This is a genomic window from Roseinatronobacter alkalisoli, from assembly GCF_028745735.1.
GTDB lineage: Bacteria > Pseudomonadota > Alphaproteobacteria > Rhodobacterales > Rhodobacteraceae > Roseinatronobacter > Roseinatronobacter alkalisoli.
This window is the reverse complement of record NZ_JAQZSM010000015.1, coordinates 25,568-38,855: the sequence shown is the minus strand read 5'-3', so window position 1 is coordinate 38,855 and position 13,288 is coordinate 25,568. Positions and strand designations below refer to the sequence as shown.

Here is a 13,288-nt window from a genome sequence, read left to right as displayed (position 1 = left end):
GTCCCGTGGCATGCGCCAGTTCAGCAAAGCTGACCTTTGTTCCGCCTGGAGGGTTCTGCCATGCTTGCTTTCATCCTGCGACGGGTGCTGCAATCCGTGATTGTCATGCTGACCGTGGCGTTGGTGGCGTTTTCGCTGTTTCGCTTCGTGGGCGACCCGATCGTGTCGATGCTGGGGCAGGAAGCAACCCTGGCAGAGCGCGTGGAACTGCGCGATGCGCTGGGCCTGAATGACCCGTTCGTGGTGCAGTTCTTTACCTTTGTGTCCCGTGCAATGTCGGGGGATTTCGGCATTTCCTACCGGCTGCAACAACCGGTGATGGAACTGATCCTGTCGCGCCTGCCAGCCACGCTGGAACTGGCGCTGGTATCGGGGATTGCGGCGTTTCTGTTCGGGGTGGGGTTCGGCGTCTATACCGCCTTGCGGCGCGGTGGCTGGCTGTCCAGTTCCATCATGACCGTGTCGCTGATCGGGGTGTCGCTGCCGACATTTCTGATTGGTGTGCTGCTGATCTGGGTTTTCGCGGTTGAATTGCAGTGGCTGCCGTCCTTCGGGCGCGGCGAGGTGGTCCATGTGGGGGGCGGGTGGCGCACTGGTTTTCTGACCGAAAGCGGGCGCATGTCGCTGATCCTGCCTGCCATCACGCTGGGCCTGTATCAGATGACCCTGATCATGCGTCTTGTGCGCGCTGAAATGCTGGAAGTGCTGCGCGCCGATTACATCAAATTCGCCCGCGCGCGGGGGCTGTCAAACCGCGCTGTGAATTTCGGCCATGCGCTGAAAAACACGCTGGTTCCGGTTATCACCATTACCGGGCTGCAACTGGGGTCGATCATTGCGTTTTCGATCATCACGGAAACCGTGTTCCAGTGGCCGGGTGTGGGGGCGCTGTTCATCAATTCGGTCCGCTTTGTCGATGTGCCGGTGATGGCGGCCTATCTGATGCTGATTGCGCTGGTGTTCGTCGTGATCAACCTGATCGTCGATCTGCTGTATTATCTGGTTGACCCCCGCCTGCGGCTTGACCGCAGTGCCGCGGGCCACTGAAAGGAGCACAGGCCATGAATGAGACGCAAAAACCGCGCGCCCCTGGCAGATTTGCCGGCGCATGGGACAGCGACATTGCCTATTCCTTCCGCCATTCGCCTGTCGCTGTGGTCGCGGCAGTGGTGTCGCTGATCATCATTCTTGCGGCGGTATTTGCGCCGCTGATTGCGCCATATGACCCGTTCAACCCCGCATCGCTGAACCTGATGGACGGGTTCACCCCGCCCATGGAACCCAATGCGTTTACCGGCAATGTCTATTGGCTGGGCACCGATAATCAGGGCCGCGATGTGTTTTCGACCATTCTGTATGGCGCGCGGATTTCACTGTTCGTGGGGTTTGCAGCAGTGCTGTTCGCCATGACACTCGGCATTACGCTGGGGCTGATCGCGGGCTATCGCGGCGGCTGGGTGGACAGCCTGCTGATGCGGGTGGCCGATGTCCAGCTGACATTTCCGTCCATTCTGCTGGCGCTGCTGATTTTCGGCGTGGCGCGCGGTTTCATCCCGCCCGCGTACCGCGAAATCATGGCGATCTGGGTGCTGATCGTGGCGATTGGCCTGTCGGACTGGGTGCAATATGCCCGCGTTGTGCGCGGGGCGACCATGGTGGAAAAAAACAAGGAGTATGTGCAGGCCGCGCGCGTGATCGGGGCGCATCCCGTGAAAATCCTGCTGCGTCATATTCTGCCCAATGTCATGGGGCCGGTGCTGGTGATTGCCACAATCGGGCTGGCGCTGGCCATCATCGCCGAAGCCACGCTGTCATTTCTGGGGGTGGGGGTGCCCCCCACGCAGCCCAGCCTTGGGACGCTGATCCGTATTGGCCAGCAATACCTGTTTTCCGGCGAATGGTGGATTCTGCTGTTCCCGTCGATCACGCTGCTTGCGCTGGCGCTGGCGGTCAATCTGCTGGGCGACTGGCTGCGCGATGCCCTGAACCCGAGGTTGCGCTGATGATGACGGCTGAACCGCTGCTTTCCGTTCGTGACCTGATCGTGGAATTCCCCACGCGGCGCGGCACATTGCGCGCGCTGGATCATGTGTCCTTTGACATTGCCAAGGGCGAGGTTCTGGGCATGGTGGGCGAATCCGGCGCGGGCAAATCGCTGACCGGCGCGGCCATCATCGGCCTGCTGGAACCACCGGGGCGCATAGCCGGGGGGGAAATCCGGCTGCGGGGGGAACGTATCGACAACCTGGCCCCCGAAAAGATGCGCCGCATTCGCGGGCGCCGTATCGGTATGGTGTTTCAGGATCCGCTGACCAGCCTGAACCCGCTATATACTGTCGCACAACAGCTGATCGAAACCATCCGCACCCATATGGATGTATCCGAGAAAGAGGCCCGCGCGCGCGCCGTGGCGCTGCTGGACCGTGTTGGCATTCCGGCTGCCGCGCGCCGGATTGATGATTACCCGCATCATTTTTCGGGCGGCATGCGTCAACGGGTGGTGATTGCACTGGCGCTGGCCGCAGAACCGGAACTGGTGATTGCCGATGAACCGACCACTGCGCTGGATGTGTCGGTTCAGGCGCAGATCATCGATGTGCTGAAGGAAATCTGCGCTGAACGGGGCGCCTCTGTCATGCTGATCACCCATGATATGGGGGTGATTGCCGAAACCGCCGACCGTGTTGCAGTACTCTATGCCGGTCGGGTGGCCGAAATCGGCCCGGTGCGCGATGTCATTCAGGCGGCTGAACACCCCTATACGGCAGGGTTGATGGGGGCCATTCCGACATTGACGCAGACCGCCCCCCGCCTGACGCAGATCCCCGGTTCCATGCCGCGCCTGAACGCCATACCGCAGGGATGTGCGTTCAACCCGCGTTGCCCGCATGTGTTCGACCGCTGCCGCACGCAACGCCCCGAATTGATTGACCGCGCAGGCGGACGACAGGTCGCGTGCTGGCTCTATGACCCCGCCACGCAGGAGGTGCGCCATGACTGACACCCCTTTGTTGCAGGTCAAGGGCCTGACCCGCTATTTCGATGTGTCCAAACCCTGGCTGAACCGCGTTCTGGAACGCGAGGAAAAGCAATTCCTGACTGCCGCCGCGGATGTGGATTTCGAAATCCGGCGGGGTGAAACATTCGCCCTTGTAGGGGAATCCGGTTCGGGCAAATCGACGATTGCGAAAATGATCGTCGGGTTGCTGGACCCGTCGCGCGGGCAAATCCTGTTTGACGGGCAGGAAATGCGCTTTGAACAGGGGGCGGCCATGCGCCAGCTGCGCCGCCGGTTCCAGATGATCTTTCAGGATCCCTTTGCCAGCCTGAACCCGCGCTGGCGTGTGGGCGCCATCATCGCCGAACCCATCCGCACCTTTGGCATTGCCAGCGGCGCGGATATAAACCGCGAGGTGGGCCGCCTGCTGGAGGTGGTTGGCCTGTCGTCCAATGACGCCGATAAATTCCCGCATGAATTTTCCGGCGGCCAGCGCCAGCGCATTGCCATCGCGCGCGCCTTGTCATCGAAACCCGAATTCATTGTCTGCGATGAACCCACATCGGCGCTGGACGTGTCAGTGCAGGCGCAGATCCTGAACCTGATGCGCGATCTTCAGGATGAATTCGGCCTGACATATCTGCTGATTAGCCATGACCTTAGCGTGGTGCGCCATATGGCCAACCGCATTGGCGTGCTGTATCTGGGCCGTCTGGTCGAAGAAGCGGATGCCAAGCGCCTGTTCACCGACCCCCAGCACCCCTATACCCGCATGCTGCTGGACGCAGTGCCCGATCTGGCGCTGTCGGGGCGCAGGCGCACACCGGTGACCGGTGAAATCCCGAACCCGATCAACCCGCCGCCGGGCTGTGCGTTTCACCCGCGCTGCCCTTCGGTCATGGATGTCTGCAAGCAGAAGATTCCGGAGCCCCGCCGCACCGCCACAGGATGCGCTGCGTGTTTTCTGATCGCGGAAAATGAATGAGTTTGCAGCCGGGGGGCAGATTGTGCGCTATGGATTGACCTTTGCCCATGGTAATTGCTAATTTTGACAACAATCTGGTGTGCGGGGTGTTGGTTCAGTCCGGTCCGGTGCAATAAGCTAAGGGAGGGGCCGCATGCCCGACAGTTTCAAGGGCGATAACACCGATGCGGGCGACCTGCCGGTGACGGATGCGTTTCTGCGCCGCTATATCGGCTACAGGATGAAGCGTGCCTATGTGCATATTCACAGCAATGCACAGGCCGCGATTGAAACCTTCGGCCTGCGGGTCACAACATCATCGGCGCTGCATATCATTGTTGAGAACCCGAACCTCAGCCAAAGCCAGCTTTCGCTTGCGTTGAGTATCGAACGTTCGCGTGCGGTGCTTCTGGTGGATGAACTGGAAAAGCTGGGCCTGATCACCCGCAACAGGGTGCCGCAGGACCGCCGCTCCTATGCGCTGCGCGCTACCCCGGCGGGAGAGGCGTTGCTGGAAAAGGTTGTTGAAAGCCTGATCCGGCATGAAGAAACCCTGCTTGCCGGACTGACCGCCGCAGAAAAAACGCAACTGGCCGGATTGCTGGACAAGATCGAACGCAGAGCGATCGATGCGCGCAAGGCCGGGGCCTGACGGGGCTTTCGTTTGCGAATATCGTGGTTGCGGCGCGGCAGGGCCGTGCTTTTCCAGAATCAGGCTTGATCCTGCGCGCCCGGCCCCTTACTAAGACCGAAATTCCCCAGGCCGCCGTTCAGGCGGCCTGTCACCTTATCTGAGGACGCCCATGCAAGTTACCGAAACCCTGAATGACGGCCTGAAGCGCGGTTATACCATCACTGTGACCGCAGCCGAGCTTGAAGCGAAGGTCAATGAAAAGCTGATCGAGGCACAGCCCGAGGTCGAAATGAAGGGCTTTCGCAAGGGCAAGGTGCCGATGGCACTGCTGAAAAAGCAATTTGGCCAGCGCCTGCTGGGCGAAGCGATGCAGGACGCCGTTGATGGCGCGATGAACAAGCACTTTGAGGACAGCGGCGACCGCCCCGCAGTGCAGCCTGACGTCAAGATGACCAATGACGACTGGAAAGAAGGCGACGATGTTGTCGTGGCGCTGAACTACGAAGCGCTGCCCGCGATCGAAGCGCCGGACCTGTCCGGCATTTCGCTGGAAAAGCCCGTCGTCAAGGCAGATGATGCCGCCGTGGACGAAGCGCTGCAGAACCTGGCGAAATCGGCACAGAACTTCGACGACAAGGATGGCGCTGCCGAAAACGGCGATCAGGTCACCATGAATTTCCTGGGCAAGATCGATGGCGAAGCCTTTGAAGGCGGCGCTGCCGAAGATTTCCCGCTGGTGCTGGGGTCCGGTCAGTTCATTCCCGGGTTTGAGGAACAGCTTGTCGGCGTGAAAACCGGTGACGAAAAATCCGTGACCGTCAGCTTTCCGGAAGAATACGGTGCCGCGCATCTGGCGGGCAAGGAAGCCGTGTTTGACTGCACCATCAAGGCCGTGAAAGCACCCGCCGAAGCAGTGATCGATGACGAACTGGCCAAACAGTTCGGCGCCGATGATCTGGCCGCGCTGAAAGCCCAGATTGCGGAACGTCTGGAAGCAGAATATGCGCAGGCATCGCGTGCGATCCTGAAGCGCGGCTTGCTGGACGCGCTGGACGAAGCCGTGAATTTCGACCTGCCGCCCTCGCTGGTCGAAGCGGAAAGCAAGCAGATCGCGCATCAGCTGTGGCATGATTCCCAGACCGATGTGGACCAGCACGATCACAGCCATGGCGATATCGAAACCACCGAAGAAAGCGACAAGCTGGCCGTGCGCCGCGTGAAGCTGGGTCTGCTGCTGGCCGATATCGGCCAGAAAGCAGAAGTGGAAGTGACTGATCAGGAAATGACGCAGGCTGTCATCGCACAGGCCCGTCAGTACCCCGGTCAGGAGCGTCAGTTCTTCGAATTCATCCAGAAGAACCCGCAGATGCAGCAACAGCTGCGCGCACCCATCTTCGAAGACAAGGTTGTCGATCACATTGTCGGGCAGATCACTGTGACTGAAAAAGAAGTCACCAAGGACGAGCTGCAAAAGGCAATCGAAGATCTGGAAAACGAAGGCTGATCTGCGGCCCAACCCCCGCGATTTGCCGGAGCGAATGACACGGGCGACCCAATGGGTCGCCCTTTTTCTGTCCGGGGGGAGCAGGGTGATTTCAGAAGTAGCTTACAGGGGGGCCGACCCGCGCCGCGCTGCGCAAGAATTCCGCGCGTCTGTTCAGTTTTCGCTCAGCAGGGTCAGTGGCACCACCTGGCTGTTGCGGGTTTCGGGGTCAACCGCACCGCTATCGGCGGTCAGATAGGGGCGGATGATGCCCGCAATCTGCGCGCTCAGCGCATCGGGCATCAGGGCGCGGTACATGATGTTCGTGTCGTTCAGGTTCGCAACGGCGGGCGCGACAAGCTGGCGGTAGGACGCGCTGTCATGCACGGCCATGGTAACGCTTTTGGCCAGTATCAGCGTGGCAGTCAGGATCAGCGTATAGCTGACCGCCCCCCGCATGACGCGCAGGCGCATACTGCGCCGGGCCGCGCGAATTCTGGGATCATTGCGCAAATGGGTCTTGATGATTGCAGAGCGGCGCATTCTGAAATCATCGTGTTGTTCCGCGCTCATGTCGTTTCCCCTGAATTATCGCACATGATCATAGCTGGTTCCGGTTATCAGAACCTAAACCGGTAATCTGGCGAAAATTGGGCGGGGCGTATCCTGTATGTGACCGCCCCCGATCCGACCTGTATCAGGGCAATCTGGTCAATGTCAGCGTGGCCCAGTCGCCGATATCTTCGCGGTGATGCAGCGAAAATCCTGCCGCTTCATAGGCTTGCAGAACCTTGTCGGCCTGTTCCACCAGAAGCCCCGACAAAATGGCATACCCGCCCGCGCCGGTCAGCCTGCCCATATCGGGGGCCAGATCAATCAGCGGGGCCATCAGGATATTGGCGAAGACCAGATCATATGGCGCATGGGCCTGCAGGTCAGGATGGTCGAACCCTGTGGCCTCCACGCAGTGAACGCGGCCTTGCAGGTCATTGGCGGTGATATTGGCCTGCGCCACGTCCACGGCCACTTCGTCAATATCGCTGGCCAGAACAGGGTCGGGCCAGATTTTGGCGGCGCCCATGGCCAGAACTGCCGTGCCACAGCCGATATCGACAACTTTACGGCCGCAGAACCCGTCAGTGTCCAGCCGGTCGAGCGCGCGCAGACAGCCCAATGTGGTGCCGTGATGGCCGGTGCCAAAGGCCATGGATGCTTCGATCAGCAGGCCCACGCGCCCGGCAGGCAGTTTGTCCGCATCATGGCTGCCATAGACGAAGAAGCGACCAGCCTCTACGGGGGACAGGTCGCGGCGCACTTTGGCAACCCAGTCGATTTCCGGCAATTCGGTCACAAGAAAGGGTTTCGCGCCAAAGGCTTCGGCCAGAAGCGTCAGTTCGATGTCATCAGGGGTTTCAGTGAAATACCCGCCGACTTCCCACAGGCCGGAGCCATCCTCCAACTCGAACACGCCGACACCGGTGGGTTCGGGTTCCATGTTTTCCATGGCTTCGGACAGGGCATAGGCTGCCTGGGATGTGGGCAGGGTGGTCAGCGCGGTGAAAGTGGGCATGGCAGGCAGCCTTTGGCTAATGCGATTTCGCAAGGGTCAGCGCCGCGATACATGCCGCGCACATAAGCGTCAAGCTGTTGCGCCGCCTTGATGGGGTGCGCCCCACCCGCCCACCCATGCGCCCCCCATCAAGGCGGCGCAACAGGCGGGCATTCTGTCAGCCGGGCAGGCCGATGGGGCAAGTGACACCGGTTCCGCCAATCCCGCAATAGCCCTGGGGGTTCTTGTGCAGGTATTGCTGGTGGTAATCTTCGGCATAGTAAAATTCCGGCGCATCCAGAATTTCAGTGGTGATGGCCCCATGCCCCGCCTGTGCCAGACGCGCGGCGTAGGTGTCGCGGCTGGCTTGCGCAGCGGCCTTGTGTTCTGGCGTGTGGCAATAGATGCCGGATCGGTATTGCGTGCCGCGGTCATTGCCCTGACGCATGCCCTGGGTCGGGTCGTGCCCTTCCCAGAAGCGTTGCAGCAGCGCGTCATAGCTGACAATGGCCGGGTCGAAGGTGACTTGCACAACTTCGTTATGGCCGGTCTTGCCAGAGCAGACCTCTTCATAGGTGGGGTTGGGGGTGAACCCGCCTGCATAGCCCACAGCTGTCAGCCACACGCCCGGAACCTGCCAGAAAATCCGCTCCACCCCCCAGAAACAGCCCATGCCGAACAGCGCAATCTGCATGCCGTCGGGCGGGGGTGCCTGTAGCGGGCGGTTGAACACCGCGTGGGTGTCGGCAGTGGGGATGGGCGTTGCGCGACCGGGCAGGGCGTCTGCGGCGCCGATCATCCGGGTTTTCTGGTCCGGCAATCCAAACATGGGCATGGTCCTTCATCTGTGCTGGAACAACAGGTAACGCGGCGGGGCCAATCCGCAAGCAGTTACAGAAAACTTTGCGGGTCAATATCGATGGACAGGCGCAGATCGCGCGTCAGTTTATGCGGGGCAACCCATGCACGCAGCGCCGCTTGCAGGGGCGCGCCCTTGGGGGCCTTGACCAGCAGGCGCACCCTGTGGCGGCCACGGATGCGGGCAATCGGCGCAGGGGCGGGGCCAAAGACCTGCGCACCGATACGCGCCAGCGGGGCCGCCTGCATGGCCAGCCGCTGGCCCAGCGCAAAGGCATCTTCCATATTGGTGGAGGAGATGATGATCCCCGCCAGCCGTCCATATGGGGGCATGCCCAATGCGAAACGGGCGTCTGCTTCGGTACGCCAGAACGCTTCTTCATCGCCCGACAGGATGGCGCGGATGACGGGGTGGTCCGGCTGGCTGGTCTGCACCAGCGCCAGCCCGGCCTTTTCGGCGCGCCCTGCGCGGCCTGCGACCTGCCGCACCAGTTGGAACACACGTTCCGCCGCCCGCAGGTCGGACCCCGACAGGCCCAGATCGGCATCAATCACCCCCACCAGCGTCAGCAGCGGGAAATTATGCCCTTTGGCCACGATCTGGGTGCCGATGATGATGTCGGCGCCCCCCGCAGCAATGGCCGCGATATGATCCTTCAGCGCACGCGCGGACCCGAACAGGTCCGATGACAGCACCAGAACCCGCGCATCGGGCCACAGGGCGCGGGCTTCTTCTTCCAGCCGTTCAACACCGGGGCCGACAGGGGCCATGCGGTCCTCGGCCCCGCAGGCGGGGCAGGCCGTGGGAATAGGCGCGCTTGCCCCGCATTGATGGCACACAAGGCGTTTCAGGAACCGGTGTTCGACCATGCGCGCGTCACATTCGCTGCAGCCGACCTGATGGCCGCAGGCGCGGCACAGGGTCAGCGGCGCATAGCCGCGCCGGTTCAGGAATAAAAGCGCCTGTTCACCGGCCTGAATGCGCGCGTTGACCGCGCTTTGCAGGCTGGGGGAAATCCAGCGATTGGCGGGCAATTCTTCGGCGCGCAGATCAATGGCGCGCATATCGGGCAATGTGTTGGGGCCAAAGCGCGTGGTCAGATCAAGGCGCGCATATTTCCCGGATGCCGCATTGGCCCAGCTTTCCAGCGATGGCGTGGCAGAGGCCAGCACCGCCTGCGCCCCGTTCAGTGATGCGCGCAGCACCGCCATGTCGCGGGCATTATACAACGCCCCTTCTTCCTGTTTGTAGGATGTGTCATGTTCTTCATCCACCACCACCAGACCCAGATCGCGGAAGGGCAGGAACAGTGCGGAGCGCGCGCCGACCACCAGCTGCGCATCGCCCTGGGCCACCATACGCCAGCAGCGGCGGCGTTCGGTCACGGTAACGCCGGAATGCCATTCGGCCGGGCGCGCGCCAAAGCGCCCTTCCACGCGGGTCAGGAATTCCGATGTCAGCGCGATTTCCGGCAGCAGAACCAGCGCCTGCCGCCCGCGTGCTAAGCAGGCCGCGATCGCTTCCAGATAGACTTCGGTCTTGCCAGATCCGGTGACGCCCTTCAGCAATGTGGCCCCGAATTTGTCCTGCGTGACCGCATCGCGCAGATGTTGCGCCGCCTGTGCCTGATCATCGCTTAACGCGCTGCGGGGCAGGGCGGGGTTCAGTGGCGCATAGGGCTGATCGCGGGGCGCGTCCTGTTCAACCAGCCCGCCGGTCTTGACCAGCCCGCGCACCACGGCACCGGACACGCCCGCCGCCTGTGCCAACTCGCCCGGTGTCAGGCCTGCGCCGCCGAAGCTGTCCAGCGCCGCCAGAACACGTTCGCGCGCGTCGGTCATGCGCGGTGGCAGGTCTGGGCCGCGAAACAGCAGCTTACGGGTGGCAGGCCCGTCACCCAGCCCCGGCACGCGCGTTGCAAGGCGTAGCATCGCGGGCAGGGGGGTCAGGGTGTAGTCGGCCACGCGGGTCAGGAAATCACGCAATTCCGCGCGCAGGGGGGCGGCATCCAGCACCCGGATGACCTGGCGCAGCTTGTTGCGGGCAAACTTGCCTTCGGCCTGCCCCCAGACCACCCCCACCACGCGGCGCGGCCCCAATGGCACATCGACAAAGGCCCCCAGCCAGCACCCGCCTTCGGGGGCCAGATAATCCAGCACGCCACTGCCCACCGGTTCGGTGGTCAACACAGCGCAGGGCGTGCCTTCGTCAAAGAAATCGGGGGCGGGGTTATGGGGCATGGCGCAAATTGGGGTTCCTGCAAGCGGCAAGATCAGGTATGACGCCGCCAAACACTGGCTGCAACCCGAAGGGGGCATGAAATGAAGTTCTTTGTCGATACCGCCGATGTAACCGCCATCCGCGAATTGCATGATCTGGGCATGGTGGACGGGGTGACAACCAACCCCTCGCTGATCCTGAAATCGGGGCGCGACATTATTGAAGTCACGCGCGAGATCTGCGGCATTGTCGAAGGCCCGGTTTCCGCCGAAGTTGTGGCGCTGGACGCTGATGCCATGATCGCCGAAGGGCGCAAACTGGCGGACATCGCGCCCAATATCGCAGTCAAGCTGCCGCTGACATGGGACGGGCTGAAAGCGTGCAAGGTGCTGACAGGCGAGGGCAAGATGGTCAATGTGACCCTGTGCTTCAGCGCCAATCAGGCGTTGCTGGCGGCCAAAGCGGGTGCCACCTTCATTTCGCCCTTTATCGGGCGGCTGGATGATCTGGCGCTGGACGGGATGGAACTGATCGAGGATATCCGCACTGTCTATGACAATTACGGGTTTGAAACCCAGATTCTGGCCGCGTCCATCCGGTCGGTGAACCATGTTCTGGACGTGGCGCGGATTGGCGCCGACGTCATGACCGCCCCGCCCGAAGTCATCCGCAAACTGGCCAGCCATCCGCTGACAGATGCAGGTCTGGCACAATTCATGAAGGATTGGGAAAAAACAGGTCAAAAAATCCTGTAGATTTGCTATAGTCCGCAGGAACAATAAAAAAGCAGCAGTCAACGGACAGGCATAACCATGGCAGAAACAGCAGTCAAACCCGACGGGCTTGAAGAATTCCGCGCGCGGATCAAATCGGACCCCGGCCTTGTTCTGGACGACAAGGACGTGATGCGCGTGCTGGTGTCGGCCAGTGAACGCGGCATGGGGGAAAATATCGTTGACCTGCGCGGTCTGGCGATGGAACGGCTGGAAGCGCGGCTTGACCGGCTGGAAGAAACCCACCGCGCGGTGATTGCCGCAGCCTATGAAAACCTGTCGGGCACGAACCAGATACACCGCGCGATCCTGCGCATGCTGGACCCTGACCAGTTTGAGGATTTCCTGCGCAATCTGGGCAGTGATGTGGCCGAAATCCTGCGGGTGGACGCGATCAAGCTGGTGCTGGAAAGCCCGGCTGCCGCCCCGGACCCCGCGCTGGAACGGATTTCCAAAGTTCTGTGCGTGGTGGAACCGGGTTTCATCGACAGTTATATGTCGGCAGGGCGCGCGCAGCCCAGTGGCAGGCAGGTTATCCTGCGCCAGAGCATTCCGCAGACAGATCAGCTTTATGGTCCGCGCAGTGCGGAATTGCGGTCTGAAGCCTGCATGCGGCTTGATCTGGGGGCGCAGCGCATGGGCGGTCTGCTGGTCATGGCGTCGGATAATCCGCATATGTTCAAGCCGGGGCAGGGCACGGATCTGCTGGCATTCTTCGCGGGGATATTCGAACGGTCCATGCGCCGCTGGCTGGCATGACAGGTGGCGGGCTGCATCTGTCCGCAGGTCAGCGTGACGCATTGCAGACCTGGCTGGACCAGCTTTCTGCGCTGAATGATGCATCCGCGCATACGCTGGACGGCTATACCCGCGATGTGGCGGGGTTTCTGGGCTTTCTGACACATCATCACGGTGGCGCGCAGGGCACTGGTGCGCTGGCCAATGTCACCTTGTCGGATATGCGCGCCTGGATGGCCTCGGAACGCGCGCGCGGCATTGGCGGGCGCAGCCTTGCGCGGCAATTATCAGCGGTGAAGGGGTTTGCCCGCTGGCTGGCCGAACGTGACGGTATGGATATTTCCGCGATTCTGGCTGCGCGCGCGCCCAAACACATGCGCAACCTGCCGCGCCCGCTAAGTGAATCTGCCGCGCGCGACATGCTGTCATCCGTCGGCACGCAGACTGCGCAGGACTGGACCGGTCTGCGTGACACGGCCGTTCTGACGCTGCTTTATGGCTGCGGGCTGCGCATATCCGAAGCGCTGTCGCTGACGGGCAGCGATGTGCCGCTGCGCGATCTGCTGCGCATTGTGGGCAAGGGTGGCAAGGAACGTCTGGTTCCGGTTCTGCCTGTGGCGCGCGCGGCGGTTGCGGAATATGTCGCGGCCTGTCCCTATGCGCCATCTTCCGATGCACCTTTGTTCCGCGCCACGCGGGGGGGGGCGCTGTCGCGCCGCCATATCGCGCGGGTCATGGAAAGCGCGCGCATGCAGCTTGGCCTGCCCGCCACCGCGACCCCGCATGCGCTGCGCCATTCCTTTGCCACCCATCTTCTGGCCGCAGGCGGTGACCTGCGCGCGATACAGGAATTGCTGGGGCATGCCTCGTTGCAGTCAACGCAGGTTTACACCGCTGTGGATTCGTCCAGACTGATGGAGATTTATGACGCCGCCCATCCCCGTGCGCAGGGCTGATTTCAGACCGCGCCGGCATCCGTAACCCACGCCCATCTGTCGGCCAGAAAAACCGAGGACAACGTGAAAGCAAAACTTCCCGCCTATTCGGTCCATCTGTTCACCGCCACAGGT

General features: G+C 61.9%; 13 protein-coding genes. 9 read left to right on the top strand and 4 right to left on the bottom strand.

Translation table 11 applies throughout. The annotated features are described in order from the left end of the window. Positions 1 to 60: 60 nt before the first annotated feature. The 6 genes from PUT78_RS14970 to tig all read left to right on the top strand — a co-directional run bounded on the left by PUT78_RS14970 (position 61) and on the right by tig (position 6,100). Positions 61 to 1,047 (top strand): ABC transporter permease, encoded by a 987-nt coding sequence (locus PUT78_RS14970; protein ID WP_274353077.1) that lies wholly within the window; start codon positions 61 to 63, stop codon positions 1,045 to 1,047. A 14-nt stretch (positions 1,048 to 1,061) separates the two neighbouring features. Then, on the top strand, positions 1,062 to 2,003 hold the full coding sequence (locus PUT78_RS14965; protein ID WP_274353076.1) for an ABC transporter permease: 942 nt from the start codon (positions 1,062 to 1,064) through the stop codon (positions 2,001 to 2,003). Positions 2,004 to 2,005: 2 nt separating this feature from the next. Beyond that, positions 2,006 to 3,001 (top strand): ABC transporter ATP-binding protein, encoded by a 996-nt coding sequence (locus PUT78_RS14960; RefSeq protein ID WP_274353145.1) that lies wholly within the window; start codon positions 2,006 to 2,008, stop codon positions 2,999 to 3,001. Beyond that, the gene (locus PUT78_RS14955; RefSeq protein ID WP_274353075.1) at positions 2,994 to 3,983 is read left to right on the top strand and encodes an ABC transporter ATP-binding protein; all 990 of its coding nucleotides are present in this window, start codon (positions 2,994 to 2,996) and stop codon (positions 3,981 to 3,983) included. Before PUT78_RS14960 ends, PUT78_RS14955 begins: the two co-directional genes overlap by 8 nt. A 133-nt stretch (positions 3,984 to 4,116) precedes the next feature. Then, entirely contained in the window at positions 4,117 to 4,614 is a 498-nt protein-coding gene (locus tag PUT78_RS14950; RefSeq protein ID WP_274353074.1) for a MarR family winged helix-turn-helix transcriptional regulator, read from the top strand. A 151-nt stretch (positions 4,615 to 4,765) separates the two neighbouring features. Further along, complete coding sequence (gene tig / locus PUT78_RS14945; protein WP_274353073.1) at positions 4,766 to 6,100, top strand: trigger factor; 1,335 nt, start codon at positions 4,766 to 4,768, stop codon at positions 6,098 to 6,100. 153 nt (positions 6,101 to 6,253) lie between these two features. Here tig and PUT78_RS14940 read toward each other — a convergent pair whose 3' ends face one another. The 4 genes from PUT78_RS14940 to PUT78_RS14925 all read right to left on the bottom strand — a co-directional run bounded on the left by PUT78_RS14940 (position 6,254) and on the right by PUT78_RS14925 (position 10,727). Next, on the bottom strand, positions 6,254 to 6,652 hold the full coding sequence (locus PUT78_RS14940; RefSeq protein WP_274353072.1) for a hypothetical protein: 399 nt from the start codon (positions 6,650 to 6,652) through the stop codon (positions 6,254 to 6,256). Between the two features lie 124 nt (positions 6,653 to 6,776). Then, a complete protein-coding gene (locus PUT78_RS14935) occupies positions 6,777 to 7,649 on the bottom strand; it encodes a 50S ribosomal protein L11 methyltransferase (protein ID WP_274353071.1) in 873 nt (290 codons plus the stop codon). A 157-nt stretch (positions 7,650 to 7,806) separates the two neighbouring features. Then, the gene (gene msrA / locus PUT78_RS14930) at positions 7,807 to 8,457 is read right to left on the bottom strand and encodes a peptide-methionine (S)-S-oxide reductase MsrA (RefSeq protein WP_274353144.1); all 651 of its coding nucleotides are present in this window, start codon (positions 8,455 to 8,457) and stop codon (positions 7,807 to 7,809) included. A gap of 62 nt (positions 8,458 to 8,519) precedes the next feature. Continuing rightward, the gene (locus PUT78_RS14925; protein WP_274353070.1) at positions 8,520 to 10,727 is read right to left on the bottom strand and encodes a primosomal protein N'; all 2,208 of its coding nucleotides are present in this window, start codon (positions 10,725 to 10,727) and stop codon (positions 8,520 to 8,522) included. Between the two features lie 81 nt (positions 10,728 to 10,808). On the opposite strand from PUT78_RS14925, the gene fsa reads away from it, so the two are divergent. The 3 genes from fsa to PUT78_RS14910 are packed head-to-tail and all read left to right on the top strand — an operon-like array spanning position 10,809 to position 13,174. Next, positions 10,809 to 11,462 carry a fructose-6-phosphate aldolase gene (gene fsa, locus PUT78_RS14920; RefSeq protein ID WP_274353069.1) on the top strand — a complete coding sequence of 218 codons (654 nt, stop codon included), beginning with the start codon at positions 10,809 to 10,811 and terminating at the stop codon, positions 11,460 to 11,462. Between the two features lie 57 nt (positions 11,463 to 11,519). Next, entirely contained in the window at positions 11,520 to 12,239 is a 720-nt protein-coding gene (locus tag PUT78_RS14915; protein WP_274353068.1) for a DUF484 family protein, read from the top strand. Continuing rightward, positions 12,236 to 13,174 carry a tyrosine recombinase XerC gene (locus PUT78_RS14910; RefSeq protein WP_274353067.1) on the top strand — a complete coding sequence of 313 codons (939 nt, stop codon included), beginning with the start codon at positions 12,236 to 12,238 and terminating at the stop codon, positions 13,172 to 13,174. Before PUT78_RS14915 ends, PUT78_RS14910 begins: the two co-directional genes overlap by 4 nt. Positions 13,175 to 13,288 lie beyond the last annotated feature (114 nt).